We start from the raw sequence: 24,906 nt of genomic DNA on the forward strand, positions 1-24,906 counted from the left end.
TTTCAGACCGGTTCGTCAAGAAACACCCGGCGTACCACCCGCTCGGCGGCCCGCCCGTCGTCGAGCGCGCAGAACCGGGCCCGGAACGCCGCCCGGGCCCGCTCGGCCGTCCCGCCGCGCACCGCGCCGGAACGGAAGAGGTCAAGCAGCCCGGGGAAATCCGTGGCGACCGCGCCCGGCGGCTCGGCCAGCAGGTCGAAGTAGACGCCCCGGGCCACCCGGTACGCGTCCCAGTCCGGGGCGTAGACCACGATCGGCCGGTCCAGCACCGCGTAGTCGAACATCGCCGAGGAATAGTCTGTGACAAGCACGTCCGCCGCCAGATAGAGGTCCTCGACCCGATCGTGGGCGCTGACGTCGAGCACCCCGCCCGCCGCCGGCCCGCGCGGCCGTCGCTCCCGGTCGTGGAAGTAGTGGCTGCGCATCAACAGCCGCCCGGTCGGCCCGAGCACGTCGCGCATGAGGTCCGGGTCGAACGGTGGACGCCAGCCGGGCAGGTGCTCCCGGTGGGTGGGCGCGTAGAGCACCACGTACTCCTCCTCCCCGAGGCCGAGCGCGGCACGGACCTGGCGGCACTCCCCGGCGGTGGCGCGGGCCAGCCGGTCGTTGCGCGGATAGCCGACCTCAAGCGTGGTGTAGTCGGCCGGGTACGCCCGCTCCCACATCTGGGTGGAGAAGCTGTTCGAGGTGACGCTGTAGTCCCAGCGGTCCACCCGGCGCAGCAGGCCGGCGAAGTTCATGCCCATCGCGCCCACCGGGTAGCGCTGCTGGTCCAGGCCCATCACCTTCACCGGCGTGCCGTGGTGCGTCTGCACGTGCACCGAGCCGGGGCGCTTGCGGACGAAGTCCGGGAAGTTGACGTTGTTCACCAGCCAGCGGGCCCGCGCCAGCACCCGGTAACACTCCCGGGTGCCGGCGACGACGTACTCCACGCCCGCCGGCAGCGTGGCCACCCGGTCCCGCCGGACGATCCAGACGCCGCGCACCTGCGGGGCGAGCCGGCGTGCCGCCTCGTAGACGGCGGCCGGGTTGCACGAGTAACCCCGGTACCAGTACGCCGCGTACACCGCGAGTGTCGGGTCGATCGGCCGGTGCGTCTCGGCCCGGTAGTACTCACGCAAGGCGCTGTTCCGCGCCCGCCGCGCCACAGGCGTCAACCGCCGCCGGACCCGGCCGGCCGTCCGCCGGGCGGTCTCCCCGGTCTGGTGCGCCCCGCGCAACGCGCTGAACGTCCGCCACCGGCCGGCCGCCACCAGCCGGTGCTTCAGCCCTTCCACCCCGGGTGGCACCCGATAGCCCTCCGGCGGCCGGAACTGGAGGTAGTCGGCGTGCATCTGGGCGAAGAACGGCGCCCGCAGCTCGGGCGCGATCCGCGCGCCGTTGCCGAGCACGGTCAGGTAGTGCCAGATCATCCGCTCGAAGATCGCCGGCCGCAGCCCGTCCATCCCCCAGGTGTCGATGAGCGCGAACACCCGGTGCCACTGGGCGAAGACCTCGAAGTGCCGGTCACCCCGGGTGCGGGTGATCGCGCCGGTGCGCCGCTGCCGGTAGTTGAGACAGAGCCGGTCCAGCACCCCGATCCGGTCGGCGGCCATCAGCGCCGGGTAGCTGAACGACACGTCCTCGTACCAGCCCGGGGCGAAGCGGAGCCCGCGCTCGACCAGGAACTCCCGGCGGACCAGCCGGTTCCAGGCGGTGTGCAGCAGCCGCAGCGTCTCCGGCCGCTCCGGCAGCGCGAACGTCGCCGCGCCGGGCGGGGTGGGGAACACGTCCCGCATGGCGCTGCGGGTGCCGACGTTGTTCCAGTGCGCCCGGACATGGTCCACGATCAGCACGTCCGGGCGGGTGTCGAGGAGCCGGTCGGCGACGTGCGGCAGGCAGCCGGGCACCAGCCAGTCGTCCCCGTCGACGAACCACATGTAGTCGCCGGAGGCCCGGTCCAGCCCGACGTTACGGGCCGGACCGAGCCCGACGTTCTCGGCGAGCCGGACCGGGTGGACCCGGGGGTCGCGGTCCGCGTACTCGGCCAGGATTTCGCCGCTGTCGTCGGGTGAGGCGTCGTCCACCCCGATGACCTCGACGTCGCCGAACGGCTGCCCGAGGATCGAGTCCAGGCATTCCCGCAGGTAGCCCTGCACCTTGTAGGCCGGCACGACGAAGCTGATCAAGGTCATGCCGGCCCACCCTCCGTCAGCCCGGCGAGCGCGCACCCCCACGGGCGCGGGTCGGCAGGACCACCCAGGCGAGGACCACGCTCGCGACGAAAACCACGAAAAGGTACGCGCCGAGTGTAGCCAGAGCGATACTCGCAATTCCGGCGATCGACGCGATTGCCAGCACCACCGAACGCCCCTCCCACCCGAGCGTGGCACCGTGCAGCGGCGGGGCCGCCTGCCGCTTCTCCAGCCGGGCGGTCAGGTCGTAGTGGTGCAGCGTGAGCACAAGCACGTACCCGAAGATCAACCAGGCCGGCGCCCGCCCGACCACACCGACCGCGATGGCGAACAGATACTCGGCGGCCCGCAACGCGGCCGGCACCAGCCAGTCAAGCGCGCCGTCGTGCCGCGCCCGCGCGCCGAGCGCCGCGACCAGCAGCAGCACCAGGACGACGGCCACCGGCCAGGCCGGCGGCGTGCCGTCCCGCCGGGTCGCCCACAGCGCCCAGACCAGCAACGCCGCCGAGGCCAGCGCGCCAAGCACCGCCGACACCAGCGGCCGGCGTGCCACCGGCAGCACCCGGGCCAACGGGCCGTCGTCACGGTGCAGACCCGCGTCGACCGTGGTCAACACCGGCACCCGCATCCACCGCGCCCGCAAGGTTCGCAACCCCCCGGTGTACGCGAACGCCAGCGCGCCCCAGACCAGCACCGCGCAGAGCGCCACGAGCGGCCCGAACAGCGCGGCGGCCAACGCGATCAACGCCCACCGCTCACCGATCGGGAACACCACGGTCCGCTTCAGCCAGTACGACACCGAGCCGGTGTCCGCCTGCACCCGGGTCGACGCGGCGTTCAACTTCCCGCCGATGCCGCCCACGTCCCCGCCGACCACCTTCGGCCGGCGGGCCGCCTCGTCGTGCAACGCGCCGTACCAGGTGTCGGTCATGTGCCGCACCGTCTGCAACGTCATCGCGGCAATCGCCAACGCCCAGCCGTAGCGGAACCCGGCGTGCGTGGCCCCGAAGCCGAGCCCGGCGTAGACCACGTACTCCTTGAACCGGTCGGCCATCGTGTCCAGCCAGCCGCCCCAGGCACTGAAGTGCCGGGTGTAGCGGGCCAACTGCCCGTCCACGCAGTCCAGCACGAAACCCAGGTAGAGCAGGACCGCGCCGGCCACAAGCGCGGGCCGGCCACCAACGCCGAACAGCACCGCCGCCGCCACCGCGAACGCCACCGAGACCATCGTGACCCCGGTCGGCCCGATCCCGATCCGGGCCGCCGCCTTCGTGACGTACGGCGACCAGGTGCTGACGAAGAACGTGGTGAAGAAGTCGTCCCGCTCCTTCACCGACAGCCTCAACTCGGTCCGGTCCTCGTCGACCGCCGCCACCGCCGCCTCGGCGGCCACCCGTTCGGCCGCGTCGCCGACCCGGTGCGCCACGAGCAGGCGTACCCGGTGGGCGAAGATCAGCGAGCCCCGGGCCGCCAGTTCGGTCACGAGCCGGTCCACCGCGGCGAGCGGCCCACCGGTCACGGTCGCCGCGCGGGCGGCGTCGGCGAGCGCCGGCAGGTCGGCCGCGCCGACCCGCAGCGCGCCACCGAACACGCCCGTCGCGTCCGCGTCGCCGACCGCGACCACCTGGCCGCGCTCCTCACGCACCGTCGCCCGGCCGGCGGCCGGCGGATCGGTGAGCACGAGCGCCACCGTCGGCCCGACCGGGCTGGTCGCGAGATGCCTGAGTACGGCCGTGTGCGCCACCAGGTCGACGCCGCTGACCAGCACCGGGCCGGTCGCGCCGGCCACCAGGTCGGCCAGCTCGGACAGGTCGGCGGCCACCCGCACGTCGTCCGCGCCGGCCCGCCGCCACTGCGCGACCAGCGGGTTTTCGCCTACGGTGGCTCCGCCCGACGCCGGCACAGTTGCTCCGCTCGCCGCCGGCCCGGCGGCGAGCACGATCGCGAGCGTCACCGCTGCGCCGCGTCGGCGTAGGCCCGCAGCGCCTCGTCGATCGTCCCGTCGACGGTCAACCGTCCGGCGTCGAGGTAGAGCCCCCGGCTACAGAACCGGGTGAGGTCCTTGTCGTTGTGTGACACCAGCACCAGCGTGCGCCCTTCCGCGAGAAGTCGCTCGATGGTCGCATAACACTTGGCGCGGAACTCCGCGTCCCCGACCGCGGTCACCTCGTCGACCAACAGCACCGGATGCGGCAGGTGCGTGATCACCGCGAAGCCCAGCCGCACCTTCATCCCCGACGAGTAGTGCCGCACCGACGTGTCGATGGCGCGTTCCACCTGCTCACCGGCGAACGAGACGATCTCGTCGAAGTGCCGGCGCAGGTACGCCGGGGAGAGCCCGTGCAGCCCACCCACCAGGTAGAGGTTCTCCCGGCCGGTCAGGTCGCCGGAAAAACCGGCGGACAGCTCCAGCAGCGGCGCCACCCGGCCGTGCACCCGGACCGCGCCCTCGTCCGGGATCAGCACGCCGGCGATCAACCGCAGCAGCGTGCTCTTGCCGGTGCCGTTGCGCCCCACCACGCCCACCGTCTCACCCGGCTCGATCCGGAACGACAGGTCCCGCAACGGCCAGAACCGGCCGGCGTCCGGGTCGCGGGCCCCTCGGTGGATCAGCAGTTCCCGCAGCCGGAGCTGGCGGCGGCGGTTGCGGACGAACCGGATGCCGAGCCCGTCCGCCTCGATGATCGGCGCCACTCAGAGTTCCTTCAGCACGGCCGGTTCCAGGCGGCGGAACGCCCACCAGCCGAGCACGAACACCAGCACGCTTCCCGCCACGGTGACGGTGAGCAGCCGGGCGTCCGGGAACTCGTCCGGATACCAGACCGCGTGGTGTAGCTGGAAGATCCCGACCAGCGGGTTCAGCTCGTACCCGAGCTTGAGCCAGCCCGGCATGCCGGAGTCACGGACCAGGTTGAACGGGTAGATGATCGGAGTGGCGTAGAACAGCAGCCGGATGACCAGCCGCATGGTCCGCTCGATGTCGCGCATCAGCACGTTGCCCGCCGACAGCAGCAGGGCCAGGCCGACAAGCAGCACGAACTGCACGGTCACCGCCAGCGGCAGGGCGAGCAGGCTCCAACCCGGGTGGATCTTCCCCTGGGCCGCGTAGAGCGCCGCGATGGCGAGCAGGATCGGCAGGCCGGCAAGGTACTCGGCGAAGCGGCCGGCGACCCGACCGATCGGGAAGATCGGCCGGGGCAGGTTCATCGTGGTGATCAGCCGGGCCTGCCCGGTGAGCGCGTTCGCCGCCTCGGTCAACGCCGAGCTGGCCCACATCCAGGCGAAGATCCCGGTGATCAGGAACAGCGGGTACGAGCCGGCCGCCTCACCCAGGTGCCGCCGGGTCGCCCCGGAATAGAGCACACCGAAGACGAACCAGTAGATCAGGCCCATGCCTAGCGGTTCGATGAGCGACCAGAGGTAGCCCAGCACCGACTGCTGGTACTTCACCGCGAGATCCCGCCGGACCAGGATGCGCAGCGAGGTGCGGGCGGACCAGAGCGCCGCGACGCCTGACGTCACCGCACCATCGTCGCCCTTTTCCTGCTGGCGGGGCGGCCGTCAGCGGCTGGTCACCCCAACGGGGTCAGCACTCGATCACGTTCACCGCGAGCCCGCCCCGCGCCGTCTCCTTGTACTTGACCTTCATGTCCGCGCCGGTCTCCCGCATCGTCTTGATGACCTTGTCCAGCGACACGTGGTGCACCCCGTCGCCGCGCAACGCCAGCCGCGCCGCGGTGATCGCCTTGATGCTCGCCACCGCGTTCCGCTCGATGCACGGGATCTGCACCAGCCCGCCCACCGGGTCGCAGGTGAGCCCCAGGTTGTGCTCCATGCCGATCTCGGCGGCGTTCTCCACCTGCTCCGGCGTGCCGCCCATCGCCTCGGCCAGCCCGGCCGCCGCCATCGAGCACGCCGAACCGACCTCGCCCTGACAGCCGACCTCGGCCCCGGAGATCGACGCGTTCTCCTTGAACAGCACGCCGATCGCGCCGGCGGCCAGCAGGAACCGGACCACTCCGTCCTCGGAGGCCCCCGGTACGAACCGGGCGTAGTAGTGCAACACGGCCGGGATGATCCCGGCGGCGCCGTTCGTCGGCGCGGTGACCACCCGCCCGCCGGCCGCGTTCTCCTCGTTGACCGCGAGCGCGAACAACGTCACCCAGTCCATCGCGCGCAACGGGTCGCCCGCGCCGGTCTCCGCCTCCAGGCCGCGCCGCAACTCGGCGGCGCGGCGGCGGACCTTCAACCCCCCAGGGAGTACGCCGTCGCGGGTGCAGCCGTTCTCCACGCACTCCCGCATCACCCGCCAGATGTCCAGCAGCCCGGCGCGCACGTCCGCCTCGCCGCGCCAGGACAACTCGTTGGCGAGCATCACCTCGCTGATCGACAGGCCCGTCTCCGAGGTGACGTCGAGGAGTTCCGCCCCGGTCAGGAACGGATGCCGCACCCGCGTGCTGTCCGGCCTGATCCGGTCCGCCCCGGCCGCCGCCTCGTCCACCACGAACCCGCCGCCGACCGAGTAGTAGCTGCGCGCCCGCACCTCGTTCCCGTCCGCGTCGAAGGCCGCGAACGTCATCCCGTTCGGGTGGTACGGCAACGAGCGCCGGCGGTGCAGCACCAGATCCCGGTCCGGGTCGAAGTCGATCTCCTGACTGCCCAGCAGGCTGAGCCGCCGCTCGGCCCGGATCCGCGCCACCCGCGGCCCGACCCCGTCGGTGTCGACCGTCTCCGGCGACTCACCCTCCAGCCCGAGCAGCACCGCCCGGTCACTGCCGTGGCCGTGGCCGGTAGCGCCGAGCGACCCGAACAGCTCCGCCTGCACCCGGGCGACGTCGGCGAGCTGCCCGTCGGCCTTCAGGCCACCCACGAACGTACGGGCGGCCCGCATCGGCCCGACGGTGTGCGAGCTGGACGGCCCGATACCGACACTGAAGAGATCGAAAACACTGATCATGGCTGCACTTTCCTCGCCGTCGTCCCCGTTGTGCGGTTCCGAACCGGTGCGTGTGCCGCGCCCCCGCTTTGTCCGAGGTTCACGGCCAGCGCCCAGGGTGGGGGTGCCCGACCGGCGAGCCTACCCGCCCACCCAGCACCCCGCCCCCACCCCGCCCCACGCACCCGCCCCACGGCCCACGGCCCACGGCCCACGGCCCACGAGATCTTGGTAAGAAACGGCCCCCATAGGGGCATTTTTCTTCCAAGATCTACGAGGATCTCATCATTCGGAAGATCATTACCGGAATATGGGAGTCGTTGCGAGGGTCAGCCCTGAGAGAGGCTGCTCGACCCCACCCAGGGGCATTTGACATCGAGACCTGCGGCGCGAATGCACCCATGCTGTTCCACTCGCGGCCTGGATGAAGCGCGAGTGGAACAGCATGGGTGTGTGCGGCACGGCGGGACGCGGGGACGCGGGGACGCGGCTGCGGAAAATGCGCCGCTCGCGCTGCTGCACGTCTTGCCAGCTACGGACGACTGGCGAAGGTGCGGGACCCACCGCCGATGTCGGTGGGGGCGTCGGGAGGGGGGTGCCGGGGTAAGCACCTACGGGTGCCCGGGTCGCCGATCCTCCTCGGGGCCGAGGGCGTGGCGCGCACCCCTTTCTACCGTGGAATCAGCGCGGCGGATCGCCGCAGAAGTGGGAGACGACGATGAGTCGCAAACTGGTCCGGCCCCGCGAGGGGCGCATGATCGCCGGTGTCTGCGCCGGCCTGGGACAGCGGTTCGGCATGTCGACCGGCATGGTCCGGCTGCTGTTCCTGCTGTCGCTGCTGCTGCCCGGCACCCAGGTGATCATCTACCTGATCCTGTGGGTGCTGATGCCGAACGAGGACCGCTACCTCGCCACCCGCTGACCCGACACGCACCCGCCCCGGCCGAACAGGCCGGGGCGGGGCGGGGCAGATCGAAATCGAGATCAGGGTGCCGTGTAGGTGATGGTCACCTTCTCGTACCCGAGGGAGCGCAGCAGCCCCTCAAGCATCTTGCGGGTGTTCTCCTCGGCCCGGGCGGCGATGCCGCTGTCCCGGGCGGCCGAGGTGATCCGGTCCTCGGCCAGCTTGTAGACCTGCTGCTGCCGGTTGGGGTCGCCGCCCACCAGATCGTTGAGCCGGTTGATCAGACCGCGCTGCTCCTCGAAGACGTAGCTCTTGTCCATGTCCAGGTCGGTCTCGCCGAGCTGCGGCGCGGGCAGCTTGATCTCGACGGACTTGCCGTCCTCGGAGACCACCACGGCCCCGTCGCCGATCTTGGCGAAGTCGACGTATGCCTCGACGCGGCCCGCCCCGACGAAGAGCGTGCGCTCGTTGAGCAGGAAGTCGGGCACGTTGCGCCGGTCCTTCTGCACGTCGACCACCACCTGGAAGTTGCCTTCGGCGGCGACGTAGCGGCTCAGGTCACGGATCGACTTGAGCAGCGGCGGCTGGCTGCGGTCGGTCTGCTCCTTGGCGAACGGGTTGCGGAAGTCGGGCAGCAAATTCGTCGCCTGCACGCCGAGCAGCACCACCACCGCCAGCGCGGCCACGCCGAGCACCCAGAGCAGGCCGCGCGCGGGGCCGCCGACCGGTGGCGGCGGGGCGCCCGGTTCCGGGGCGGCCGGCGGCTCCGACCGGTCGTGCAGGGACTCGCTGGTGGGATATTCCGGGAACTCCCGGGTGGGCTGGTTGATGTCACCGTCGCGGGCCATCGCCCCTCACCGTCCTCGTCCGACACATCGACTGACAATGACGGTACGGGCACCGTGCGACACTCGCGCGCTGAGTGCCACGATCGGGGAGAGACGCAGGTCAGGAGAAGGCGGAAAGCCCGGTCAGCCGCTGCCCGATGACGAGCTGGTGGATTTCCGAGGTGCCCTCGTAGGTGAGCACGCTCTCCAGGTTGTTGGCGTGCCGCATCACCGGGTAGTCCCCCGAGACGCCGTTCGCGCCGAGGATGGTGCGGCACTGCCGGGCGATGTCGAGCGCCTCCCGCACGTTGTTCAGCTTGCCCACGCTCACCTGCTCGGGCCGCAGCGTCCCGGCGTCGGCGCGCCGGCCCAGGTGCAGCGCCAGCAGCAGCCCCTTGTTCCACTCCACCGCCATGTCGGCGAGCTTGGCCTGGGTGAGCTGGAAGCCCGCGAGCGGCCGACCGAACTGGGTGCGGGTGGTGGCGTACTCCAGGGCGGTTTCCAGGCAGTCGCGGGCCGCGCCGAGCGCGCCCCAGACGATGCCGTGCCGGGCTTCGGTCAGGCAGCTCAGCGGCGCCTTCAGCCCGACCGCCTCGGGCAGTTGCGCGTCCGCCGGCAGCCGCACGTCGTCGAGCGTGATCTCGCCGGTGAGGGACGCGCGCAGCGACATCTTCCGACGAATTTCTCGCGCGCCCACCCCGGGGGTTGCCATGGGTACGAGAAAACCGCGCACGCCGGAGTCGGTGCGGGCCCAGATCACGGCGACGTCGGCGATCGGCGCGTTGGTGATCCACATCTTGCCGCCGGTGAGGATCCAGTCGTCGCCGTCGCGGCGCGCCCGGGTGGCCATCGAGGCCGGGTCGGAGCCGTGGTCCGGCTCGGTCAGCCCGAAGCAGCCGATCGCGTCGCCGGTCGCCATGGCCGGCAGCCAGCGCTGCTTCTGCTCCTCGCTGCCGAAGCGCCAGATCGCGTACATGGCGAGCGAGCCCTGCACCGAGACCAGCGAGCGGACACCGGAGTCGCCGGCCTCCAGCTCCAGGCAGGCCAGCCCGTACGCGACGGCGGACGCGCCGGCGCAGCCGTACCCGGTGAGGTGCATGCCGAGCAGGCCGAGCTTGCCGAACTCGCGGGCCAGCTCGCGGGCCGGCACGTCGCCGTCCTCATACCAGCCGGCGACGTGCGGGCGTACCCGGTCGGTCACGAGCTGGCGCACGACGGCGCGGATCTGCCGCTCCTCCTCGCTCAGCGACGCGTCGACGTCGAGCAGGTCGAGAGCGGTCACGCCGTCACTCGCCCTGCTCGCCGAGCACGAGCACCCGGGCGTGGATCTGGTTGCGCTGCTGCAACGCCGCGCGCAACGCCCGGTGCAGGCCGTCCTCCAGGTAGAGGCCGCCGTTCCACTGCACCACGTGCGGGAAGAGGTCGCCGTAGAAGGTGGAGTCCTCCGCGAGCAGCTTGTCCAGCGCCAGTTCCCGCTTGGTGGTGATGAGCTGGTCCAGCCGCAGCGGACGCGGTGGGATCTCGGCCCACTGCTTCAGCGTGAAGTTGTGCTCCGGGTAGGGACGACCGTCCCGGACCGCCCTGAAGATCACGGCGCGCTCTCCTCCCCCAGGCCCGGCTGACGATGTGGATGCCAGCCTAGCCGCTCAGCTCCACCGCCCCCGCCGCACCACATCATCCACCGGACGCCGCCCCCGGCGAAGCGACGGTGACCGATGGTCGACAGCCCGGTAACCGATGGTGATGGCACCGATCGGGTGCAGTTCCGGCGGTACCCCGAACGCGGCCCGGTACGCCTCGATCCGCTGCGGCGGGATGCCGAAAAAGCAGGCGCCGAGCCCCTCGTCCACGGCGGTCAGCAGCATCAGCAGCGCGGCGAAACCGGTGTCCACGTACCAGTAGGGCACCGGCCAGCGCTCCTGCGCCCGGTCCGACCAGCCCTTGTCCGGCTCGGCGTACCTGTCGAGGTAGGCGTCGCGGTTGGCGTGCGGCACCACGACCAGCGGCGCCCGGCGCATCCCGGCCAGCCAGCGTTCCCGACCGCCGCCGTCCGGGGTGGTCGCCGCCCAGAACCGTTCCCGGTCCGCCGGCTCCTCAAGCACCAGGAAGCCCCAGCCCTGGGCGAACCCGGCCGACGGGGCCCGGACCGCGTGCGCCAGCAGACGATCCACCGTCTCCGGCGGCACCGGCCGGTCGGGGTCGTAGTTGCGTACCATCCGGCGACGCCGGACGACCTCGGCGAACTCCACGCTCAGACCGCCGGCCGGACGCCCCAGGCACCGCGCCACGTCTGCCCCGGGTCGAGCGTGATCAGGTCCTTGCCGGACCGGAACGCGTCCGGCGGGCACGTCATCGGCTCCACCGCGACCGAGCGGCGGTGCCGCTCACCGCCGAGCGTGTCCCCGGTGAACACCTGCCACCAGCCGAACTCGCGGTCCGCCCAGATCCGCAGCCCGGTCGTGCCGTCGGGCGCGCCGAGCGTCACCGCCGAGCCGCCGTCGGCGTCCCGCCGCACGTCACCGAAGGCCAGGTCGAGCACCAGGCCGCCGATCGGACGGGGCGTGGTGAAGTCGTATTCCGTCCCGGCCACCTCGGTCGCCGCCACCGGCAGCAGCCGGCTGTCCACAAGCACCCGCCGGCGCCCCGGCACGCTCAGCAGCAGGTCGTCCACGGCGACCTTGGGCAGGTGGAAGTAGGGGTGCACGGAGAAGCCGAACGGCGCCGCCTCGGCGGCCAGGTTCGTCACCTCGTGCGCGGCGCGCAGGCCGTCCGGGCCGACACTCCACCGGCTGCGCAGCCGCAGCGCCCACGGGTAGCCGGGGGTGGGTGGCAGGTCGTAGCCGATCGTCACGCTGTCCGGCGACTGCTCGATCAGCTCCCACCGGGCCCAGGCGACCAGGCCATGCAGGGCGTTGTGCCGGTCCGGCTCGGTCAGGTCGAGCTGGAACGAGCGGTCCCCGAACGTGTACGCGCCGTCCCGGATGCGGTTCGGCCAGGGCGCCAGCACGTGCCCGGCCGAGCCGGGGCTGAGCTCGTCCTCGGCGTACCCGTCGAGGTAGTCCACCCCGTCGTGGCGGTAGGCCCGCAGCCCGCCGCCGACCGCCACCACGACGGCCTCGTGGCCGTCGGCGGAAATGGTCCACTGTGCTCCGGACGGTGCCTGCGCGTCGATCCCCATTCGGCGACCCTACCGTCAGCGACGTTCCTCGGCGGGGGTGGTGGCCCGATAGCGCAGCAGCGCCGGGAACGCCACCACCAGCAGCGTCGCCAGCACGGCCGCGGCGATCCCACCACCGACCATGGCGAAGCCGGTGCCGAATCCGGCAGCCGTCGCGCCGGCCCGCAGGTCACCCAGGCGCGGGCCGCCGGCCACCACCACCGTGTTCACGCCCTGGAGCCGACCGCGCATCCGGTCCGGCGCGTAGACAAGCAGCATCGACTGCCGCAGGGTCGCGCTCACCAGGTCGGCGGCGCCGGCCACGCCGAGCAGCAGCACCGCCAGCCAGAGCCGGCCGGCCAGCCCGGCGAACGCGATCGCCACGCCCCAGCCGACCACCGCCACGGTGAGCGCCAGCCCCTGCCGGCGGACCCGGCCGATCCAGCCGGACGTGAGACCGCCGAGCATCGCGCCGATGGCGATGGAGCTGTAGAGCCAGCCGACCGCCGCGCCGCCGCCGAAGCGGTCCTGCGCCAGCTCCGGGAAGAGCGCCCGCGGCATGGCCAGGATCATCGCGATCAGGTCGATGGCGAAGGAGAGCAGCAGCACCGGCGTGGTGGCCAGGTAGCGGAAGCCGTCGACGATGCTGCCCAGCCCGGCCCGGCGGACGCCGCCGCCCGGCTCCGGCTCGGGCGGCATCGCCGGCAGCCGCAGCGTGGCCCAGAGCGAGACGGTGAACAGCAGCGCGTCCGACCCGTACGCGATGGGCAGCGCCGCGTCGACGCGCCAGGCGGCGAAGATCAGCCCGGCGGCCAGCGGGCCGAAGACGGCCGCGGCGGTGAACGTGGTGTAGTTCAGCGTCATGGCCGCCGGGACCAGTTCGGCCGGCACCAGCCGGGGCAGGATCGCGCTGCGGGCCGGCGAGGTGATCGCGAACGCCACCGCCTGCACGCCCACGAGCAGCAGAAGCAGCACCGGGCTGCGCGCCCCGGCCAGGGACTGCACAAGCAGCCCGAGCGTCGCGGCCCAGAGCAGGGTGCCGGCGGCGAGCAGCACCCGCCGCCGGTCCCGGGCGTCCGCGACCGCGCCGCCCCAGAGCCCGAAGACAAGCAGCGGTACGAAACCGGCGACGCCGAGCAGCCCGACCCAGAACGAGCCGCCGGTGAGGTCGAACATCTCCACCGGCACCGCGACCGCGGTGAACTGGAAGCCGAACATCGCCACCGTGCTGCCGAGCCACACCCGCCGGTATGCCGGCACGCCCAGCGGACGCAGGTCGATCGCCCAGCGACGCGGTCCACGCGGCCGGGTTTTGGTGATCTCCGTCATGGTGCGAGCCGCTCGACGACCCAGACCTCGTCTGCGGTACGCCGGAACCGCAGCCGGTCGTGCAGCCGGCCGGCCCGCCCCTGCCAGAACTCCACCGTCTCCGGGCGGACCCGGAAGCCACCCCAGTGCGGCGGCGCGGGCACCGGCTCGACGGCGGCGAACCGCTGCGTCGCCGCCTGGTACCCGGCGTCGAGCGCGGCCCGGTCCGGCACCACCGCGGACTGGGTGCTGGCCCACGCGCCGAGCTGCGAGCCGCGCGGCCGGCTGGCGAAGTAGGTCTCGGTCTCGGCCCGGTCCACCCGCTCCACCCGACCGGTGACGGTCACCTGCCGCTGCATCGGGAACCACGGGAAGACCAGGCTGGCCCAGGGGTTCGCGGTCAGCTCGGCGCCCTTGCGCGAGTGGTGGTTGGTGAAGAAGACGAAGCCCTCCGGGTCGTACCCCTTGAGCAGCACGGTGCGACCGCTGGGCCGGCCGCGGTCGTCGGCGGTACCGAGCACCATCGCGTTCGGCTCGGGCAACGGGTGCGCCACCGCGTCGGCGAACCAGCGGGCGAACTGGGTGGTCCAGTCCGAGGCCAGGTCCGCCTTGGTCAGGCCCAGGTCGGCGGCGTACTCGTTACGCATGCCGGCCGGGGTGGATGTGTCGCCTGTCACTCTCGCCGTCCCTCTCCCGGGCAAACCGGCGTCCCCCGACGCTGGCCAGGCCCCGACGAACAGTCTTCCCCCACCCGAACGGGTGTCCACCGGCGGGGATGTCGCGTGACGCACAGTGGCTGTGGGTCGCGGACCTGGTTACCCACCGGGCAAGATGTCACGAACCACATCCCTGAGGGTCGCCTGAGCTGCGGGGCTGGATCAGCCCGCCGGGCGCACCGCACCGGAAGCCTGGAGACGACATGTCCGATTTCAAACCGGGCCTGGAGGGCGTCGTAGCCTTCGAGACCCAGATCGCCGAACCCGACCGCGCGGGCGGATCGCTGCGCTACCGGGGCGTGGACATCGAGGATCTGATCGGCCAGGTCTCCTTCGGCAACGTCTGGGCGCTGCTGGTGGACGGCCGCTTCGGGCCGGGCCTGCCGCCGGCCGAGCCGTTCCCGGTGCCGGTGCACTCCGGCGACATCCGCGTCGACGTGCAGTCCGCGGTCGCCATGCTGGCCCCGTACTGGGGGCTCAGCCAACTCCTCGACATCTCCGACGTCCAGGCCCGCGAGGACCTGGCCCGGGTGTCGGTCACCGCGCTCTCCTTCGTCGCCCAGTCGGCGCGCGGGCTGGGCCTGCCGGCGGTGCCGCAGAAGGAGATCGACAAGGCGGAGACCATCGTCGAGCGGTTCATGAAGCGCTGGCGTGGCGAGCCCGACCCGAGGCACGTCAAGGCCGTCGACGCCTACTTCATCTCGGCCGCCGAGCACGGCCTGAACGCCTCCACCTTCACCGCCCGGATCGTCGCCTCCACCGGCGCAGACGCCGCGGCCTGCATCTCCTCCGGCATCGGCGCCCTCTCCGGCCCGCTGCACGGCGGCGCGCCGTCCCGGGTGCTCAGCATGCTTGAGGCGGTCGAGCGCGGCGGCGACGCCGAGGGCTACGTCAAGGGCGTGCTCGACCGCGGCGAGCGGCTGATGGGCTTCGGGCACCGGGTCTACCGGGCCGAGGACCCGCGCGCCCGCGTGCTCCGGCGCACCGCCAAGGAGCTGGGCGCGCCGCGCTTCGAGGTCGCCGAGGCGCTGGAGAAGGCCGCCCTGGCCGAGCTTCAGGCCCGCCGCCCGGACCGCGTCCTCGCCACGAACGTCGAGTTCTGGTCGGCCGTGGTGCTCGACTTCGCCGAGGTCCCGGCGCACATGTTCACCTCGATGTTCACCTGCGCCCGGATGGGCGGCTGGTCCGCGCACATTCTGGAGCAGAAGAAGCTCCAGCGGCTGGTCCGTCCGTCCGCCACCTACGTCGGCCCGGGCACCCGCAAGCCGCAGCAGGTCGAGGGCTGGGACGCCATCCCGCACAACGTCTGAGAGGTAAGGAGGGGGCCCCGCTTAACGCATTCTGCATAGGCGGGGCCCCTTCTTAACACCCGCTTTGTGTCGTACGCCTCAGGGCTGGGGGTGGGACGAGCGGCCGGTCACGGCCGGTCGGGTGCGAGGATGAAGGCCGGCAGCGCTGCCGGCCGGGTTCGGATCCCGGCCGTCCCGTGCGCCCGGCGCACGAGCCGGTCGGCGCTCCGCGCCCGCAGGAAGGCCCCGCCCTCGCCCATGCGGAAGGATCGAGACAACCGTGGCTGACGCACCGACCATCCGGATTCCCGACGACCTCAGGCCCGCCGACGGACGTTTCGGCTGCGGGCCGTCCAAGGTCCGCCCGGCGGCGGTCTCCGCGCTCGCCGACGTCGCCACCAGCTACCTGGGCACGTCGCACCGGCAGAAGACGGTCCGCGACCAGGTCGCCCGGCTGCGCCGCGGCCTGGCCGAGTTCTTCTCCCTGCCCGAGGGCTACGAGGTGATCATCGGCAACGGCGGCACCACCGCGTTCTGGGAGGTCGCCACGTTCGGCCTGGTCCGCGACCGGGCCCAGTTCGCCAGCTTCGGCGAGTTCGGCGCGAAGTTCGCCAAGTCGGTCTCCGACGCGCCGTTCCTGGGCGAGCCGACCGTCCGCAAGTCCGAGGCGGGCAGCGCCCCCACGCTTACCGCCGAGGCCGGCGTGGACGTCTACGCCACCCCGCACAACGAGACCTCCACCGGCGTGGCGGTGCCGATCGGCCGGGTGCCGGGCGCGGACGAGGGCTCGCTGCTGCTCGTCGACGCCACCTCCGGCGCCGGCGGCCTGGACGTCGACGTCGCCGAGACCGACGTCTACTACTTCGCCCCGCAGAAGTGCTTCGGCTCCGACGGCGGTCTCTGGCTGGCGCTGATGTCGCCGGCCGCGCTCGACCGGGCCACCGCGATCAAGTCCTCGGGCCGCTACATCCCGGCCTTCCTCGACCTGGTCACCGCGATCGACAACTCGCGGCTGGAGCAGACGTACAACACCCCGGCTCTGGCCACCATCTTCCTGGCCGCCGAGCAGACCGACTGGATGAACGGTCAGGGTGGGCTGGCCTGGGCGGCCAAGCGCACCGCCGAGAGCGCCGGCATCGTGTACGGCTGGGCCGAGCGCTCGGCGTTCGCCACCCCGTTCGTGTCGGACCCGGCGCTGCGCTCCAACGTGGTCGCCACCGTCGACTTCGCCGACGGGGTGGACGCGACCGCGATCGCCAAGGTGCTGCGCGCCAACGGCATCGTCGACACCGAGCCGTACCGCAAGCTCGGCCGCAACCAGCTACGGGTCGCGCTCTTCCCGGCGGTCGAGCCGGCCGATGTCGAGGCGCTCACCGCGTCCATCGACTACGTGGTGGAGCGACTCTGATCACCTCGTGACGCTGGGTGGTCGTCGGGGCTCCGGCGGCCACCCACCGTGATCATCGCCGCAGCTCAGTCGCGACATGCCGGGGTGTCGTTATCGCCACCGCTGGGAAGATGAGCGTACGGTGGTGCGAGGACGCCCGGGTGGCCGGCTCGTGGCGTGACGGCCATCGAAGCGGGACGGAGGCAAGCCCATGCGCCCAGTACGCTTCGTCGCCCTCTCCGAGGACGGCCAGGCCCTGGTGCTCACCGACGAGGTGGGCCGCCTGCTGGCCCTGCCCATCGACGAGCGCGTCGCCACGGCCCTGCATTCCGAGCCGGGCGGCGCCCCGCTCGCCGTGGTGCCCGCGTCCACCGACCCCACGCCGACCCTGTCCCCGCGGGACATCCAGGCCCGGATCCGCTCCGGCGAGTCCGCGGAAGACGTCGCCCGCATCGCCGGCGTCCCCGTCGACCGGGTGCTGCGCTACGCCGGCCCGGTGCTCCAGGAGCGGGCCATGCTCGCCCAGCACGCCCGCCGCACCCGGCTCAAGGGCGCCGAGAAGCCGACCCCGCTGGCCGAGGTGGTGAACGGCCGGCTGGCCCAGCACGGCATCGACACCGAGAAGATCTCGTGGGACGCCTACCGCCGCGACGACGGCACCTGGCGGATCATCGCCACCTGGCCGTCCGGCAAGGCCACCGCGCAGGCGGTGTGGGATCTCGACAAGTCCCGGCAGAACGTGGTCGCGCACGACGACATGGCGCAATACCTGTGCGCCGAGCGTCCCACGCCGATCCTCGGCCAGGAGCCGGCGCCGGAGCGGGGCGGCCACGCGCTGCCCGGCCCGTCGCGTGGCGAGCCGAGCCGGGGCGGGCACGGCCTGCCGTCCGGCGTCGAGCAGGCCCGACCGGGGCGGGACCCGATCCGCGCCGGCCGGGACGCGCTGCTCGCCTCGCTCGACCGGCCGCTCGGCGGCTCGTCCGGCCGTGGCCTCGACAGCCGCTCCCCGGCCGCGCTCGCCGGCTCCGACGCGCCCCGGCAAAGGGCGGTCGCCGGGGGCGCTGCCGCGCTGCTCGGCGGCGGTCAGGGCTCCGCGTTCGACGACGACTCGGACGCGCCGAAGGAGATCCCGGCCGTACCCTCGTTGGCCGTGCTGCGGCCCCGGCGCACCGGCGCCGCGCCGGCGTCCGGCTCGGGCAGCGACGCCGGCGAGGCCGGCGGCAAGCCGCGTAAGCGGCTGCCGAGCTGGGACGACGTCCTCTTCGGCAGCGGCCCGGCGGCCCGCGAATCCTCCTGATCCACAGGTCCACCCTGGGACGCTCGAAGTGAGGCACTCGAAGTGCCCGCGTGCCAGGGTGGACCCATGGAGTACACGAACCTGGGACGCACCGGCCTGTCGGTGAGCCGGCTCTGCCTCGGCACCATGAACTTCGGCCCGCAGACGGACGAGCCGGACAGCTTCGCCATCATGGACCGGGCGCTGGAACACGGGATCAACTTCTTCGACACGGCGAACGTCTACGGCTGGAAGCTCGGCGAAGGCATCACCGAGCAGATCGTCGGACGCTGGTTCGCCCAGGGCGACGGGCGGCGCGACAAGGTCGTGCTTGCCACGAAGGTCTACGGCAAGATGGGCGAGTGGCCCAACGACCAGGGCCTGAGCGCCCGGCACATCATCCGGGCCTGCGAGGACTCGCTGCGCCGGCTCCAGACCGACACCATCGACCTCTACCAGATGCACCACGTCTCCCGGACCACGCCGTGGGAGGAGATCTGGCAGGCGATGGAGACGCTCGTGGCGCAGGGCAAGGTGCTCTACGTCGGCTCGTCCAACTTCGCCGGCTGGCACATCGCGCAGGCGCAGGCCGCGGCCGGCAAGCGCAACTTCCTCGGCCTCGTCTCCGAGCAGTCCATCTACAACCTGCTCACCCGGCACGTCGAGTTGGAGGTCATCCCGGCCGCGCAGCACTACGGGCTGGGCATCATCCCCTGGTCGCCGCTGCACGGCGGGCTGCTCTCCGGGATCATCCGGAAGATGGCCGACGGCAGCGCCGCCCGTGGCACCACCGGCCGCTCGGCCGACGCGCTGGCCGAGCACCGGAACACCATCGAGGCGTACGAGAAGCTCTGCGCGGACCTCGGCCACGACCCGGCGGACGTGGCGCTGGCCTGGCTGCTCTCCCGGCCGGGCGTGACCGCCCCGATCGTCGGCCCGCGCACCATGGACCAGCTCGACCGCAACCTCGGCGCGCTCGACGTCCACCTGGACGAGCCGACGCTGACCCGCCTCGACGAGTTGTTCCCGCCGATCGGCAACGGCGGCCCCGCCCCCGAAGCCTGGGCCTGGTAGGTGCAAGGAGGGGGCCCCGCTTAACGCATTCGGTATAGGCGGGGGCCCCTATTAACCGCTGCCGGCGGCAGGCGCGCGGCGGCGGTGGGCGGTGGGCGCGCAGCGGTCAGAGGGGCCACGCGGCGAGGCGGGTGTAGCGGGGGCGGGAGCCGAGCCGGCTGCGAACCAGGACCAGTTCGGCAGCCGGCCACGGCGGGCCGGCGTACCCGTGCAGCGCCTCCCGGTCGGCCAGGACATCGGCGGGGTCCACCCGATCGCCGGGGCGGGCGATGGTCAGGTGCGCACGGAACGGCTTGTCGTCGTGCGGCAGCTCGGCCCGGCGCAGCCCGTCGCGGACCAGCCCGGCGAGCGCCTCCAGCGCGTCGGTGTCGCCGCGCAGGTCCACCCAGAGCACGGTGGAGCGGCCCTGCCCGAAGCTGCCCCCACCGCCGAGGCGCAGCCGCAGCGCGCTACCCCGATCGTCCCGAAAAGCCGCCACGGCCAGCCCGAGCGTGCTCTCGACGTCGACCAGCCGGTCGTCCGGCACCTCGCCGAGGAAGGCGAGCGTGACGTGGAGGTGGGCCGGGTCGGCGAGCCGGGCGTCGACGCCGCTCGCGGAGGCGAGGCCGACCCGCAGCCCGGCGACCCTCCCGATCAGGTCGTCGACGGCGGCCGGGGGTGGACAGATCGCCGCGAAGAGCCGCACCCGGTCAGCGGTGCCGCTGGTGGTGCGCCGCGCGGGCGGCCGGCAGGGTCAACCCGGCGGCGTGCAGCAGCCCTTCGACGCGTACCCGTTCGATCTCCCGGTCGACGCCGTCCAGCTCGGTGAGGTACTCGGCGATGCCCAGGGCGTGGCAGGCGGCGCGCAACCGCTCGTCGTACGCCTCGATGACCGCGCCGTGCCACACCACCGACCGGTCGGCGGCGGCGAGCCGGTGCCCGCCCAGCCGGCGCAGGTCGGTCGCGAGCTGTTCCAGGGAGCGGCGGCCCTCCCGCTCGAACTCGGTGAGGTCGATGTCGCGGGTCAGCGCCTCGGCCCCGACGGCCCGGTCGAGCCGGTCGATGGTGCGGCGCTCGCGTCGGCGCTCGCGCCACTCGGCCCAGCCGCAGGCGACCCGGTCGATGATCTCGTCGGCGCAGAAGATCAGCGCGAAGAGGGCAGGCAGGCAGCACACGGCGAGGATCGCCAGTGCCAGCAGCAGCCCCTGCCCCAATCCCACACATCGACGCTACGGCCTGCCGGACGCACCCGCCACCCGATTGCCGAAACTACTCCGCTCCTGGAGAAACCACGTAGAAGCGGGGCATCGGGAGCACCCGCAGCCGCAGCCGGGCGCCGGAGCGGCGCAGTTGCCAGGTGAGCGCCAGCAGTGCGGCGGCCAGTGAGATCAGGCCACCGATCCAGATGCTCGCCCCGGCGCCGAACCGCTCGGCCGTCCACCCGATGATCGGCGCGCCGACCGGGTTGGTGCCCAGGAACACCAGCACCCACAGCGCCATCACCCGGCCCCGGAAGGAGGCGTCGACGCCGAGTTGCACCCGCTGGTTGGCGGCCTGGGCGAAGAAGACCATGAAGAACCCGGTGGGCATCAGAAGCGCCACCACCATCCAGTACGCCGGGGCGAGCCCGACGAGCGTGCCGAAGCTGGCGCAGCCGATCGCGGCGCCGAGCACCAACCAGACCGAGGGGCGGCTGCGCCGGCCGGTGCCGGCGAGCGCGCCGACAAGCGCGCCTACCGCAAGCGCGGTGCTGAACAGGCCGAACGAGGCGGCGCCGGTGTGGAACACGGTCTTGGCCAGCGCGGCGAGGGTGAGCTGGAAGTTGAACAGACTCATCCCGATCACCGACATGACGACCATGGGCAGCAGGAGGTCGGGGCGACGGGAGACGTACCGCAGGCCGTCGATCACCCGGGCCCGGTCCCGTTCACCGGCCGGCGGCAGGTCCTTGCGGTGCAGTTCCGCGGGTCGCATCCGGATCACGTTGACGAGCGGGGCGATCGAGCTGAGCGCGGTGAACATGAAGACCGGGCCGACGTCGAAGGCGGCGATGGCCAGGCCGGCGACGGCGGGGCCGACGATCCGGGCGGAGTTGAACACGGCGGCGTTGAGCGAGAGCGCGTTCGGCAGCAGCGGCACTCCGACCAGTTCGGAGACGAACGACTGCCGTACCGGGGTCTCCACCGCGTTGCCGACGCCGAGCAGGGCGGCGAACGCGAAGACGTGCCAGAGCTGCACCAGGCCGGTGACGACGAGCAGGCTCATGCCGAGTGCCAGCACGGTCCAGAACGCGTTGGCGGCGAAGAGCAGCATCCGCTTGTCGTACCGGTCGGCGAGGCGGCCGGAGAGCAGGGTGAGCAGGAGTACGGGGGTGAACTGCAACGCGGTGACCACGCCGAGCGCGGTCGCGGAGTTGTCGCTGAGCTCGAGGACGAGCCAGTCCTGGGCGATGAACATCATCCAGACGCCGATCAGTTTGATCAGCTGTCCGGTGGCGAAGAGTCGATAGTTGCGGACTCGTAGGGACTGGAACATCGTGCTCAGCTTGGCCCGCACTCTTGGTGCGCCTCCTCGCGTCGGGTATGCCTCATCCAGAGCGGACGAAGCGAACCGCGCGACGCGGTGTCAGGCGCGTGCGATCCCCTGGAGGATGTCGGCGGCCCGCCGTAGCGTGTCGCGTTCCTCCTCGGTGAGCGCGGCCAGCCGGCCGGCCAGCCACTCGTTGCGGGCGCGCTCGAACTGGTCGAGCACGGCCCGTCCCCCCTCGGTCGCCGCCAGGATGACCTGCCGTCCGTCGGTCGGGTGGGGGGTGCGCTGCACGAGGCCGCGCTCCTCCAACTTCGCGACGATCTTCGTCATCGTGGGCGGCTGCACCCGTTCGACGTCGGCCAGTTCCCGTGGCGTGAGGGCGCCCGCCAGATTGAGGCTGGTGAGCGCCGACAGCTGGGTGACCGTGAGGTCGCCGACCGGCCGGGCCTGCCGGACCCGCCGGTTGAGTCGGGTTATCGCATCTCGCAGCTGGGGGGCCAGCTGCGCCGGTGGCACGCGTTTCGCCGTCACCGTCCGCTCCGTCACACTCGTTAGCTTAACTAATGAGCCTGGCTAACGACGTGCGTTATGACCAGGCTCACCAGCTCACAGCAACACGGATTCGATCGGCCCGCGCAGGAAGTAGAGGACGAAGAGCGCGGCCACCCCGTACAGCAGGGGGTGGACCTCCCGGGCCTTGCCCTTCGCCAGCTTCACCAGCACGTAGCTGATGATGCCGGCCCCGATTCCGTTCGAGATCGAGTAGGTGAACGGCATCAGCACGATGGTGAGGAACGCCGGGATCGCGATCTCGTAGTCCGTCCAGTCGATGGTCCGGACCGCCGTCATCATCAGGAAACCGACCACCACAAGCGCGGTCGACGCGGCCTCGAACGGCACGATCGCCGACAGCGGCGCGAGGAACATGGCCAGCAGGAACAGGACGCCGGTGACCAGGTTGGCCACCCCGGTCCGGGCACCCTCACCGACACCTGCCGCGCTCTCGATGTACGAGGTGTTGCTCGACACCGACGCCGCGCCACCCGCGGCGGCGGCGATCGAGTCGACCAGCAGGATCTCCTTGGCCCGCGGCGGGGTGCCCTGCTCGTCGAGCATGTCCCCCTCCTGGCCGATCGCGACCATCGTGCCCATGGTGTCGAAGAAGTCCGTGATCAGCAGCGTGAAGACGAACATCAGCGGGACCAGCCAGCCCACCCGGGTCCACGAGTCGAGCACGTTGAAGTTGCCGAGCAACGACAGGTCCGGCAGGTCCACCACCTGCTTCGGCAGCTCGGGCACGTTGAGCGCCCAGCCCTTCGGGTTCGCCTTGCCGTCGACGAAGGACGGGCCGATGTTGCCGATCGCCTCCACCACGATGGCCAGCGCTGTGGAGGAGAGGATGCCGATCAGGATCGCGCCACGGACCCGGCGTACCACGAGCACCACCGTGACCAGCAGGCCCACCACGAACACAAGCATCGGCCAACTGACGATCTTGCCGTTGATGCCCAGCCCGACCGGCACGGTGCTGTTCGCCGCGTCCGGCACCCGCCTGACGAATCCGGCGTCGACCAGGCCGATGATGGTCAGGAACAGACCGATGCCGACGCCGATCGCGGTCTTGAGCTGCGTCGGCACCGAGCGGAACACCGCGGTACGCAGCCCGGTGAGCACCAGGATGCCGATCAACACGCCCTCGATGACCACCAGACCCATCGCGTCCGCCCAGGTCATCTGCGGCGCGATCTCGAACGCGACGAGCGCGTTCACGCCCAGCCCGGCGGCCAACGCGATCGGGAACCGGGCCACCACGCCCATCAGGATGGTCATCAGGCCGGCCACGAGCGCGGTCGCCGCGGCCAGCGCCGGGATGGCAAGCGTGCGGCCGTCGGCGTCCTCCGCGCCGCCGAGGATCAGCGGATTCAACACCACGATGTACGCCATCGTGAAGAACGTGGCGAAACCACCGCGGATCTCCCGCCCCGTCGTCGACCGGCGGGCGGAGATCTCGAAGTAACGGTCGAAGGCGTTACGGGGGCGCGCGGGATCGGGCGGCGTGCCGTGGTCCGCCGGCGGGTCAATCGCCATCGGGGGTCCTCATCCTGTCGATCAAGCGGTCTCGTCGCGCGCATCGTGCCAGATCACCCGGCCGACAGGGAAGGACGATCACGTACGCTGGGCCGGTGCCCGAGGAGCAGCCGCGGCCGGAGCCGCTCGACCCGCCGATGGTGCCGTTCGCCGTTGCCGGGCTGATCGCCTGGGCGGTGGCCGGCCTGGTGTTGCTGATCTTCTTCCGCGGCTGGCTCACCGCACACGGGCATCAGAACTGGCTCTGGACCTGCCTCGCCGGTTTTCTGTGGGGCTTTCCCGGCCTGGCCACGATGATGCGGCACGACGCGAACAGGCGTCGCCGACTGGCGGCTGCCGAGCGTCAGCGCTGACCGGTCAGGGCTGCCCGTACGGCTCCGCCGACTCGGCCGCCTCCGCCGAGCTCAGGCCCGGGACCTGGCTGACCGGCATCGCCTCGACCTCGCTGTCGTCGTAGACGGTGGGCAGCTCGTCGACGGGCGTCTCGGGCACCCCGACAAGCGTCTCCGAGTGCGCGCCGCAGCCGTGGTCGGCGCTTACCACCCGGCCGTCGTCGGGAGCGAAGAAGTTGCCGCACGCCCCGAACGCCTGCCGCAGCGAGCCGGCCAGCGGCAGGTAGAAGCCGCAGGTGCCGCAGCGGGCGGCGGCCGGCGCGGCGGTGGAGATGGCGGCGTCCGGCCCGTGGTCGCCGTCGTACCAGCGCTGGGCGGTGTCGGCGCGCCCTTCCCGGGACAGCACCCGGGCCCGGCCGAGGCCCAGCTCCCAGGAGGTCTCCTCCACCGCCGGGTCGTCGGAGAGCAGGTAACCGGGGGCGAGCCGCTCGTCGTCGGCCGAGGTGGTGAGCAGGTCGCCCGGGCCCAGGTCGCCCGGCTGGAGCCGCTCCTGCCAGGGCAGCCAGCCCGGGGCGAGCAGCGCGTCGGGGCCGGGCAGCAGCACCGTCTCGCAGATCGTGACGTGCTTGCTGCGCGCCACCCGGGTCACCGTGACCGCCCAGCGCCAGCCGCGGTAGCCGGCCATCCGGCATTCGAAGTAGTGGGTGACGACCCGGTCGCCTTCGGCGACAGCCTGGAGGTGATCGCCGACGTCGGTCGGCTCGACCTCGGTGATGGCGTCGCGGGCCACCTCGACGGCGGCGGCGCAGACCTGGTCGAGCCGGGGAGCGCGGGCGGAGACGGGCCTGGTCACTCTTCCATTGTTCCCCATGCCCGTCGGCGGGTTCTCTCCGGGTGATGCGGCGCGCGGGGAGCGGATGGGCGAGGATG

General features: G+C 72.2%; 24 protein-coding genes. 6 read left to right on the forward strand and 18 right to left on the reverse strand.

The window, feature by feature from the left end; genetic code table 11:
• Window positions 1-2 precede the first annotated feature (2 nt).
• The 5 genes from SM450_RS05145 to SM450_RS05165 form a co-directional block, all read right to left on the reverse strand.
• On the reverse strand, window positions 3-2,174 hold the full coding sequence (locus SM450_RS05145) for a bifunctional glycosyltransferase/CDP-glycerol:glycerophosphate glycerophosphotransferase (RefSeq protein WP_474618512.1): 2,172 nt from the start codon (window positions 2,172-2,174) through the stop codon (window positions 3-5).
• Between the two features lie 16 nt (window positions 2,175-2,190).
• The gene (locus tag SM450_RS05150; RefSeq protein WP_474618513.1) at window positions 2,191-4,128 is read right to left on the reverse strand and encodes a DUF5941 domain-containing protein; all 1,938 of its coding nucleotides are present in this window, start codon (window positions 4,126-4,128) and stop codon (window positions 2,191-2,193) included.
• A complete protein-coding gene (locus tag SM450_RS05155; RefSeq protein ID WP_474618514.1) occupies window positions 4,125-4,868 on the reverse strand; it encodes an ABC transporter ATP-binding protein in 744 nt (247 codons plus the stop codon). The genes SM450_RS05150 and SM450_RS05155 overlap by 4 nt, the downstream gene beginning before the upstream one ends.
• Window positions 4,869-5,696 (reverse strand): ABC transporter permease, encoded by an 828-nt coding sequence (locus SM450_RS05160; protein WP_474618515.1) that lies wholly within the window; start codon window positions 5,694-5,696, stop codon window positions 4,869-4,871.
• Between the two features lie 64 nt (window positions 5,697-5,760).
• The gene (locus SM450_RS05165; RefSeq protein ID WP_474618516.1) at window positions 5,761-7,131 is read right to left on the reverse strand and encodes an L-serine ammonia-lyase; all 1,371 of its coding nucleotides are present in this window, start codon (window positions 7,129-7,131) and stop codon (window positions 5,761-5,763) included.
• Window positions 7,132-7,828: 697 nt separating this feature from the next.
• On the opposite strand from SM450_RS05165, the gene SM450_RS05170 reads away from it, so the two are divergent.
• Window positions 7,829-8,032, forward strand: coding sequence for a PspC domain-containing protein (locus tag SM450_RS05170; RefSeq protein ID WP_474618517.1), 204 nt, complete (start codon window positions 7,829-7,831; stop codon window positions 8,030-8,032).
• Between the two features lie 62 nt (window positions 8,033-8,094).
• On the opposite strand, the gene SM450_RS05175 is transcribed toward SM450_RS05170, so the two are convergent.
• The 7 genes from SM450_RS05175 to pdxH all read right to left on the reverse strand — a co-directional run bounded on the left by SM450_RS05175 (window position 8,095) and on the right by pdxH (window position 13,953).
• Complete coding sequence (locus SM450_RS05175; RefSeq protein ID WP_474618518.1) at window positions 8,095-8,862, reverse strand: DUF4230 domain-containing protein; 768 nt, start codon at window positions 8,860-8,862, stop codon at window positions 8,095-8,097.
• Window positions 8,863-8,962: 100 nt separating this feature from the next.
• A complete protein-coding gene (locus tag SM450_RS05180) occupies window positions 8,963-10,123 on the reverse strand; it encodes an acyl-CoA dehydrogenase family protein (protein WP_474618519.1) in 1,161 nt (386 codons plus the stop codon).
• Between the two features lie 4 nt (window positions 10,124-10,127).
• Complete coding sequence (locus SM450_RS05185) at window positions 10,128-10,433, reverse strand: type II toxin-antitoxin system VapB family antitoxin (RefSeq protein WP_358042387.1); 306 nt, start codon at window positions 10,431-10,433, stop codon at window positions 10,128-10,130.
• Window positions 10,434-10,487: 54 nt separating this feature from the next.
• Window positions 10,488-11,090, reverse strand: a complete 603-nt coding sequence (locus tag SM450_RS05190; RefSeq protein WP_474618520.1) for a nitroreductase family protein — start codon at window positions 11,088-11,090, stop codon at window positions 10,488-10,490.
• A 2-nt stretch (window positions 11,091-11,092) separates the two neighbouring features.
• Window positions 11,093-12,019 carry an aldose 1-epimerase family protein gene (locus tag SM450_RS05195; RefSeq protein ID WP_474618521.1) on the reverse strand — a complete coding sequence of 309 codons (927 nt, stop codon included), beginning with the start codon at window positions 12,017-12,019 and terminating at the stop codon, window positions 11,093-11,095.
• A gap of 15 nt (window positions 12,020-12,034) precedes the next feature.
• The gene (locus SM450_RS05200) at window positions 12,035-13,327 is read right to left on the reverse strand and encodes an MFS transporter (protein ID WP_474618522.1); all 1,293 of its coding nucleotides are present in this window, start codon (window positions 13,325-13,327) and stop codon (window positions 12,035-12,037) included.
• On the reverse strand, window positions 13,324-13,953 hold the full coding sequence (gene pdxH, locus SM450_RS05205) for a pyridoxamine 5'-phosphate oxidase (protein ID WP_474619017.1): 630 nt from the start codon (window positions 13,951-13,953) through the stop codon (window positions 13,324-13,326). Before pdxH ends, SM450_RS05200 begins: the two co-directional genes overlap by 4 nt.
• A 272-nt stretch (window positions 13,954-14,225) precedes the next feature.
• Here pdxH and SM450_RS05210 point away from each other — a divergent pair, with 272 nt between their 5' ends.
• The 4 genes from SM450_RS05210 (at window position 14,226) to SM450_RS05225 (ending at window position 19,048) form a co-directional block, all read left to right on the forward strand.
• The gene (locus SM450_RS05210; RefSeq protein WP_281585281.1) at window positions 14,226-15,332 is read left to right on the forward strand and encodes a citrate synthase 2; all 1,107 of its coding nucleotides are present in this window, start codon (window positions 14,226-14,228) and stop codon (window positions 15,330-15,332) included.
• A 259-nt stretch (window positions 15,333-15,591) separates the two neighbouring features.
• Complete coding sequence (serC, locus tag SM450_RS05215) at window positions 15,592-16,719, forward strand: phosphoserine transaminase (protein WP_474618523.1); 1,128 nt, start codon at window positions 15,592-15,594, stop codon at window positions 16,717-16,719.
• 190 nt (window positions 16,720-16,909) lie between these two features.
• On the forward strand, window positions 16,910-17,995 hold the full coding sequence (gene sepH, locus SM450_RS05220) for a septation protein SepH (protein WP_474618524.1): 1,086 nt from the start codon (window positions 16,910-16,912) through the stop codon (window positions 17,993-17,995).
• A gap of 66 nt (window positions 17,996-18,061) precedes the next feature.
• Window positions 18,062-19,048 carry an aldo/keto reductase gene (locus SM450_RS05225; protein ID WP_474618525.1) on the forward strand — a complete coding sequence of 329 codons (987 nt, stop codon included), beginning with the start codon at window positions 18,062-18,064 and terminating at the stop codon, window positions 19,046-19,048.
• A gap of 106 nt (window positions 19,049-19,154) precedes the next feature.
• Here SM450_RS05225 and thpR read toward each other — a convergent pair whose 3' ends face one another.
• The 5 genes from thpR to SM450_RS05250 all read right to left on the reverse strand — a co-directional run bounded on the left by thpR (window position 19,155) and on the right by SM450_RS05250 (window position 23,644).
• Window positions 19,155-19,733, reverse strand: coding sequence for an RNA 2',3'-cyclic phosphodiesterase (gene thpR, locus SM450_RS05230; protein WP_474618526.1), 579 nt, complete (start codon window positions 19,731-19,733; stop codon window positions 19,155-19,157).
• A gap of 4 nt (window positions 19,734-19,737) precedes the next feature.
• Window positions 19,738-20,247: a hypothetical protein gene (locus SM450_RS05235; protein ID WP_474618527.1), complete on the reverse strand. Its 510-nt coding sequence runs from the start codon at window positions 20,245-20,247 to the stop codon at window positions 19,738-19,740.
• 49 nt (window positions 20,248-20,296) lie between these two features.
• Window positions 20,297-21,583: an MFS transporter gene (locus SM450_RS05240; protein ID WP_474618528.1), complete on the reverse strand. Its 1,287-nt coding sequence runs from the start codon at window positions 21,581-21,583 to the stop codon at window positions 20,297-20,299.
• A 69-nt stretch (window positions 21,584-21,652) separates the two neighbouring features.
• The gene (locus SM450_RS05245; RefSeq protein ID WP_474618529.1) at window positions 21,653-22,102 is read right to left on the reverse strand and encodes a MarR family winged helix-turn-helix transcriptional regulator; all 450 of its coding nucleotides are present in this window, start codon (window positions 22,100-22,102) and stop codon (window positions 21,653-21,655) included.
• 60 nt (window positions 22,103-22,162) lie between these two features.
• Window positions 22,163-23,644, reverse strand: a complete 1,482-nt coding sequence (locus SM450_RS05250; protein WP_474618530.1) for an NCS2 family permease — start codon at window positions 23,642-23,644, stop codon at window positions 22,163-22,165.
• A 137-nt stretch (window positions 23,645-23,781) separates the two neighbouring features.
• Here SM450_RS05250 and SM450_RS05255 point away from each other — a divergent pair, with 137 nt between their 5' ends.
• The gene (locus SM450_RS05255; RefSeq protein ID WP_474619018.1) at window positions 23,782-23,997 is read left to right on the forward strand and encodes a DUF2530 domain-containing protein; all 216 of its coding nucleotides are present in this window, start codon (window positions 23,782-23,784) and stop codon (window positions 23,995-23,997) included.
• Window positions 23,998-24,001: 4 nt separating this feature from the next.
• On the opposite strand, the gene SM450_RS05260 is transcribed toward SM450_RS05255, so the two are convergent.
• Complete coding sequence (locus tag SM450_RS05260) at window positions 24,002-24,847, reverse strand: DUF3027 domain-containing protein (RefSeq protein ID WP_474618531.1); 846 nt, start codon at window positions 24,845-24,847, stop codon at window positions 24,002-24,004.
• Window positions 24,848-24,906: the final 59 nt, after the last annotated feature.

Source organism: Micromonospora marincola (genome assembly GCF_056150385.1).

Coding starts and splice junctions, on each gene's coding strand:
- SM450_RS05145 (WP_474618512.1), bottom strand. CDS start 2,174: ATGACCTTGATCAGCTTCGTCGTGCCGGCCTACAAGGTGCAGGGCTAC.
- SM450_RS05165 (WP_474618516.1), bottom strand. CDS start 7,131: ATGATCAGTGTTTTCGATCTCTTCAGTGTCGGTATCGGGCCGTCCAGC.
- SM450_RS05170 (WP_474618517.1), top strand. CDS start 7,829: ATGAGTCGCAAACTGGTCCGGCCCCGCGAGGGGCGCATGATCGCCGGT.
- SM450_RS05175 (WP_474618518.1), bottom strand. CDS start 8,862: ATGGCCCGCGACGGTGACATCAACCAGCCCACCCGGGAGTTCCCGGAA.
- SM450_RS05195 (WP_474618521.1), bottom strand. CDS start 12,019: ATGGGGATCGACGCGCAGGCACCGTCCGGAGCACAGTGGACCATTTCC.
- SM450_RS05200 (WP_474618522.1), bottom strand. CDS start 13,327: ATGACGGAGATCACCAAAACCCGGCCGCGTGGACCGCGTCGCTGGGCG.
- pdxH (WP_474619017.1), bottom strand. CDS start 13,953: ATGCGTAACGAGTACGCCGCCGACCTGGGCCTGACCAAGGCGGACCTG.
- SM450_RS05210 (WP_281585281.1), top strand. CDS start 14,226: ATGTCCGATTTCAAACCGGGCCTGGAGGGCGTCGTAGCCTTCGAGACC.
- sepH (WP_474618524.1), top strand. CDS start 16,910: ATGCGCCCAGTACGCTTCGTCGCCCTCTCCGAGGACGGCCAGGCCCTG.
- SM450_RS05225 (WP_474618525.1), top strand. CDS start 18,062: ATGGAGTACACGAACCTGGGACGCACCGGCCTGTCGGTGAGCCGGCTC.
- SM450_RS05250 (WP_474618530.1), bottom strand. CDS start 23,644: ATGGCGATTGACCCGCCGGCGGACCACGGCACGCCGCCCGATCCCGCG.
- SM450_RS05255 (WP_474619018.1), top strand. CDS start 23,782: ATGGTGCCGTTCGCCGTTGCCGGGCTGATCGCCTGGGCGGTGGCCGGC.
- SM450_RS05260 (WP_474618531.1), bottom strand. CDS start 24,847: ATGGGGAACAATGGAAGAGTGACCAGGCCCGTCTCCGCCCGCGCTCCC.